The following is a 4,896-nucleotide window of genomic DNA, read 5'->3' as shown; positions in this document are numbered from 1 at the left end:
GCGTTTGGTGAGTTCACCGCCCACGCGTTCAAGGACAAGACCGCCCACGGGGTCCACCTGGCACTGGTCAAAGGCCAGTGGCAGGCCGACGAAGCCGTGCTGGCCCGCGTCCATGAACCGCTGTCGGTATTTGACGCGCTGGAGGTTGGCCGCTCGATGCACTCCTGGAGCCTGGATGCCAGCCTGCAACGGGTTGCCGCCGAAGGCAAGGGGGTCGTGGTGTTCCTTAACTGCGGCGAAAGCGGCAAGCAGCTGCTGGCGCAGTTTGATGGCACGGCCCGCGCCAGTCATGCCCCCGAGCGGGGTCGCATGGACTTGCGCACCTACGGCATTGGCGCCCAGATCCTGCGTGACCTGGGTGTCCACAAAATGAAACTCATGGGCAACCCGCGCCGCATGCCCAGCATGGCCGGCTACGGACTTGAAATCGTCGACTACGTCACACCGTAGCCCAACCGTACCAACCCTTTACGAGAACCCAACCATGCTGATTGCAGATCAAGGCACATTGGATGCCAACAACCCCCTCCTGGATGGCAAAAAACTCACCATCGGCATCGTGCAGGCCCGTTTCAACGCGGGTGTCACCGACGCACTGGCGCAAGCCTGCCGGGCCGAACTGATCCGCCTGGGCGTGCCCGAAAAACACATCACCCTGGTGCAGGTGCCCGGCGCCCTGGAAGTGCCGGTGGCCTTGCTGGCCATGGCAGAAAAGCTCAAGTTTGACGCCCTGATTGCCCTGGGCTGCATCATCCGGGGTGAGACCTACCACTTTGAACTGGTGGCCAATGAGTCCGGCGCCGGTGTCAGCCGGGTTGCCCTCGACTACCAGTTACCCATTGCCAATGCCATCCTCACCACCGAAAACATGGAACAGGCGGTGGCCCGCCAGACCGACAAGGGTCGTGACGCAGCCCGCGTGGCGGTTGAAATGGCTAACCTGATCGAGACCATTTGATGAACCCATTCAATTCTCCCAGCGGCTCCAAACGCCCTCCCCGCCAGCCCCGCAAGGGCCTGACCAGCACCGGCGCCCGCAAGGCGGCCAGCAAATCCGACCGGTCCCGTGCCCGCGAATTTGCGCTGCAGGGCCTCTACCAGATCCTGGTGGGTAAAAACAGCGTTGCCGATGTGGATGTGTTCACGCGTGACCTGCTGGGTTTTTCCAAGGCCGATGCGGTCCACTTTGATGCGCTGCTGCATGGCTGCACCGACCAGGCGACAGAGCTTGATGCGCTGATCCAGCCCGCGCTGGACCGCCCACTGGGCGAAATTTCGCCGGTGGAACATGCTGCCATGTGGATCGGTGTGTATGAATTCAAGCACTGCCTGGATGTTCCCTGGCGTGTTGTGCTCAACGAATGTATCGAGCTGGCCAAGGAATTCGGTGGGACTGACGGCCACAAGTATGTCAACGCCGTCCTCAACTCCCTGGCGCGGCAGCTGCGCGAGGCAGAGGTCAACGCTGATCGCTGAGCCCGACGCCCCGCCAACCCGGATGGACGCGTGCCGCGGGTCTGTCCCTCTCATTGTTTACGCATGAAAATCTCTGAACGTGCCCGACGCATCGAACCGTTTTACGTGATGGAGGTCGCCAAGGCGGCCCAGGCCATGGCTGCCGGTGCGGCCCAATCGGGCCGGCCGATGATTTATCTGAACATTGGTGAACCCGATTTCACCGCCCCGCCGCTGGTCCAGGAAGCCGCCAGCCGGGCTATCCGCGACGGTCTATCGCAATACACCCCCGCCGTTGGGCTGCCGGAGCTGCGTGAGCACATCAGCCAGTGGTACCGCCAGCGTTTTGCCGTGAACGTCCCGGCCAGCCGGATTGTGGTGACCGCCGGCGCCTCCGCCGCCTTGCAACTGGCCTGTCTGGCCCTGATCGAATCGGGTGACGAAATCCTGATGCCCGACCCCAGTTACCCCTGCAACCGGCACTTCGTCTCGGCCGCCGATGGCAAGGCGGTCCTGATCCCGACCACTGCCGAGGAACGGTTTCAGCTCAGTGCGGACAAGGTCGCGCGCGCCTGGAACGACAAAACCCGCGGCGTGTTGCTCGCCTCACCCTCCAACCCGACCGGCACCTCGATTGCGCCCGACGAATTGCGCCGCATCCATGAGGTGGTGTCGGCCAAAGGTGGCGTCACCCTGATCGACGAAATCTACCTGGGCCTGAGCCATGACGCGCAGTTTGGCCAATCGGCGCTGGCGATCGACGACCAGATCATCAGCATCAACAGCTTTTCCAAATACTTCAACATGACCGGCTGGCGCCTGGGCTGGCTGGTGGTGCCGGAGAACCTGGTGCCAGTGATCGAGCGGCTGGCGCAAAACCTGTTCATCTGCCCCAGCACCATTTCACAGTACGCGGCGCTGGCCTGTTTTGAGGCTGACAGTCTGGCGCAATACGAACGCCGCCGTGCCGAATTCAAGGCCCGGCGCGACTATTTCATCCCAGCCCTCAACGCCCTGGGCTTCACCGTGCCGGTCATGCCTGACGGCGCGTTCTACGCCTGGGCCGACTGCACGGCGGCTTGCGACAAGCTCAAGATCAGCGGCAGTTGGGACCTGGCATTTGAGCTCATGACCCGAGCCCACGTGGCTGTCACCCCCGGGCGGGACTTTGGCACGGCCGATACCGCCCGCTTCATCCGCTTTTCCACCGCCAATGCCATGGCCCAACTGCGTGAAGCCGTTTCGCGGCTGCAAACCCTGCTGGCATGACAAGGGCTGCGTTTTCCTGGCCGGTGCGGATTTACTGGGAAGACACCGATGCGGGCGGCATTGTTTATTACGCCAACTACCTGAAGTTTTTCGAGCGCGCCCGCACCGAGTGGCTGCGCGCGCTGGGCATCCACCAGCAGGCCCTTCGGCTGGACACCGGTGGCATGTTTGTGGTGAGCGAGGCCAATGTGCGCTACCACCGCAGCGCCCGTCTGGACGACGAACTCCTGGTAACAACTTCGCTGCTGGCACCGGGCCGCGCATCCATGACAATACAGCAGCAGGCGTTGCGCCAGACCGGTGGCGCGGCGCAGTTGTTGTGTGAGGCGACCATCCGTGCCGGCTGGGTCGATGCCGATGGCAGACCGGCCAGAATTCCTCAAGTTATCCTGGACAAACTGACATGAACCAAGACCTCTCCATCGTCACCATGGTGCTCAATGCCAGCCTGGTGGTGCAACTGGTGATGCTGCTGCTGGTGAGCATCTCGCTGGCCAGCTGGGCGGCCATCTTCCGCAAGCTGTTCTCGCTGGGCAAAGTCAAATCGCTCAACGACAAGTTCGAGCGCGAATTCTGGTCTGGCAGCAGCCTCAATGACCTATTTGCCGCCGCCACCCAGAATGCCCGCACCGCCGGCCCCATGGAGCGCATTTTTGCCAGCGGCATGCGTGAATACCAGAAACTGCGTGAACGCCGCATCACCGACCCCGGCACCCTGATGGACGGCGCCCGCCGCGCCATGCGGGCCAGTTTTCAGCGTGAAATGGACGTGGTGGAAACCCACCTGTCGTTTCTGGCCTCGGTCGGATCGGTGTCCCCCTATGTGGGCCTGTTCGGCACCGTGTGGGGCATCATGCACGCCTTCACCGGGCTGGCCGCGCTCACCCAGGTGACACTGGCGACCGTGGCCCCCGGGATTGCCGAGGCCCTGGTGGCCACCGCCATTGGCCTGTTTGCCGCCATTCCGGCGGTGGTGGCCTACAACCGGTTCGCCCGCGATATTGACCGCATCGCCATCCGGCTGGAAACCTTCATCGAAGAGTTCTCCAACATCCTGCAGCGCAATGTGGGCGCGCAATCAGCCTCCGGGCACTGACACAGGGGAGACAGCAACATGGCAGCCGTGGTAAGCCGTGGGCGGGGTCGCCGCACCATCAATGAGATCAACATGGTGCCCTTCATCGACGTGATGCTGGTGCTGTTGATCATTTTCATGGTCACCGCGCCGTTGATCGCACCGAGCATGATTGCCCTGCCCAGCGTTGGCAAGGCGGCCAAACAGCCGGACCAGGTGGTGCAGATCGTCATCGGCAAGGACGAAGCGCTGGAACTCAAGCTCAAGGACAAAACCTCGGCCATCACGCTCAAGGGGCTCGCCCAGGCCGTCAAGCAGGCCCAGGCCGGTGTGCCCAACTCGGCGGTGATCATCAGCGCGGACAAAGCCGTCAAATACGAAGCCGTGGTGCGGGTCATGGACACCCTGCAGCAAGCCGGTGTGGCACGCGTCGGGCTGTCGGTGCAGCTCACCCACTGACACCGGACCATGCAGGCCAGCGCCGACCGACTTGAATTTGCGCCACCGGCCACCCCGGGCCGGCTGCGTGCCCTGCTGCTGGCCGCCCTGATGCACGGCCTGCTGCTGGCGGCGCTGACCTGGGGCGTGCACTGGCAGCGCGACGCCCAGACCCTCAGCGTCGAGGCCGAGCTCTGGTCTGCCGTGCCGCAGGAGGCAGCCCCCCAACTGGCCGAGCCACCGCCGGCGCCAGCCGCGCCCCCACCCGCCCCCGAGCCGACACCGGCGCCAACCCAGGCCGAGCCAGTGCCCCCACCACCGGTGGTGGATATCGCCCTGGAGCAGGAAAAACTGCGGCAGGAACAACTGAAGAAGCAGGAACAGGCCCGGCAGGACAAGCTCAAGCAAAAGCTCGAAAAAGACCGGTTGGAAAAAGCCCTGCTGGAGAAACAGAAGCAGGAAAAACTCAAACAGGACAAGCTCAAACAGCAACAGGCTGACAAGGCCCGCCAGGCGGCGCTGGACAAGCAACAAGCAGCCCTCGAAGCCAAACAGCTCGAAGCCCAGCGCCTGAAAAACCTGCAACGCATCACCGGACTGGCTGGCGCAGCCGGAGCGGACAACGCCAAAGGCACGGCGCTGAAATCGTCCGGGCCGTC

7 protein-coding genes and 1 pseudogene are annotated in these 4,896 nt (G+C 63.4%); all 8 read left to right on the top strand.

Features of this window, described 5'->3' with window-relative positions:
• A pseudogene (locus PHW99_RS18035) lies at positions 1–450 on the top strand (bifunctional 3,4-dihydroxy-2-butanone-4-phosphate synthase/GTP cyclohydrolase II); the annotation flags it as partial.
• 34 nt (positions 451–484) lie between these two features.
• Positions 485–958 (top strand): 6,7-dimethyl-8-ribityllumazine synthase, encoded by a 474-nt coding sequence (gene ribH / locus PHW99_RS18030; protein WP_300180968.1) that lies wholly within the window; start codon positions 485–487, stop codon positions 956–958.
• Entirely contained in the window at positions 958–1,476 is a 519-nt protein-coding gene (gene nusB, locus PHW99_RS18025; RefSeq protein WP_300180965.1) for a transcription antitermination factor NusB, read from the top strand. Before ribH ends, nusB begins: the two co-directional genes overlap by 1 nt.
• A 63-nt stretch (positions 1,477–1,539) precedes the next feature.
• A complete protein-coding gene (locus PHW99_RS18020; protein WP_300180962.1) occupies positions 1,540–2,724 on the top strand; it encodes a pyridoxal phosphate-dependent aminotransferase in 1,185 nt (394 codons plus the stop codon).
• Positions 2,721–3,131, top strand: coding sequence for a tol-pal system-associated acyl-CoA thioesterase (ybgC, locus tag PHW99_RS18015; protein WP_300180959.1), 411 nt, complete (start codon positions 2,721–2,723; stop codon positions 3,129–3,131). The genes PHW99_RS18020 and ybgC overlap by 4 nt, the downstream gene beginning before the upstream one ends.
• Positions 3,128–3,820 carry a protein TolQ gene (gene tolQ, locus PHW99_RS18010; RefSeq protein ID WP_300180955.1) on the top strand — a complete coding sequence of 231 codons (693 nt, stop codon included), beginning with the start codon at positions 3,128–3,130 and terminating at the stop codon, positions 3,818–3,820. The genes ybgC and tolQ overlap by 4 nt, the downstream gene beginning before the upstream one ends.
• Positions 3,821–3,838: 18 nt before the next feature.
• Positions 3,839–4,258, top strand: a complete 420-nt coding sequence (locus tag PHW99_RS18005) for a biopolymer transporter ExbD (RefSeq protein ID WP_300180952.1) — start codon at positions 3,839–3,841, stop codon at positions 4,256–4,258.
• A gap of 9 nt (positions 4,259–4,267) precedes the next feature.
• A partial coding sequence (locus PHW99_RS18000) for a protein TolA (protein ID WP_300180949.1) occupies positions 4,268–4,896 on the top strand: 629 nt, incomplete at its 3' end.

The sequence above is a fragment of the Rhodoferax sp. genome (assembly GCF_028689305.1).
Lineage (GTDB): Bacteria > Pseudomonadota > Gammaproteobacteria > Burkholderiales > Burkholderiaceae_C > Rhodoferax.
The sequence above is the reverse complement of the archived record's forward strand: the minus strand, read 5'-3'. Positions and strand labels throughout refer to the sequence as shown.

Coding starts and splice junctions, on each gene's coding strand:
- ribH (WP_300180968.1), top strand. CDS start 485: ATGCTGATTGCAGATCAAGGCACATTGGATGCCAACAACCCCCTCCTG.
- nusB (WP_300180965.1), top strand. CDS start 958: ATGAACCCATTCAATTCTCCCAGCGGCTCCAAACGCCCTCCCCGCCAG.
- PHW99_RS18020 (WP_300180962.1), top strand. CDS start 1,540: ATGAAAATCTCTGAACGTGCCCGACGCATCGAACCGTTTTACGTGATG.
- PHW99_RS18005 (WP_300180952.1), top strand. CDS start 3,839: ATGGCAGCCGTGGTAAGCCGTGGGCGGGGTCGCCGCACCATCAATGAG.
- tolQ (WP_300180955.1), top strand. CDS start 3,128: ATGAACCAAGACCTCTCCATCGTCACCATGGTGCTCAATGCCAGCCTG.
- ybgC (WP_300180959.1), top strand. CDS start 2,721: ATGACAAGGGCTGCGTTTTCCTGGCCGGTGCGGATTTACTGGGAAGAC.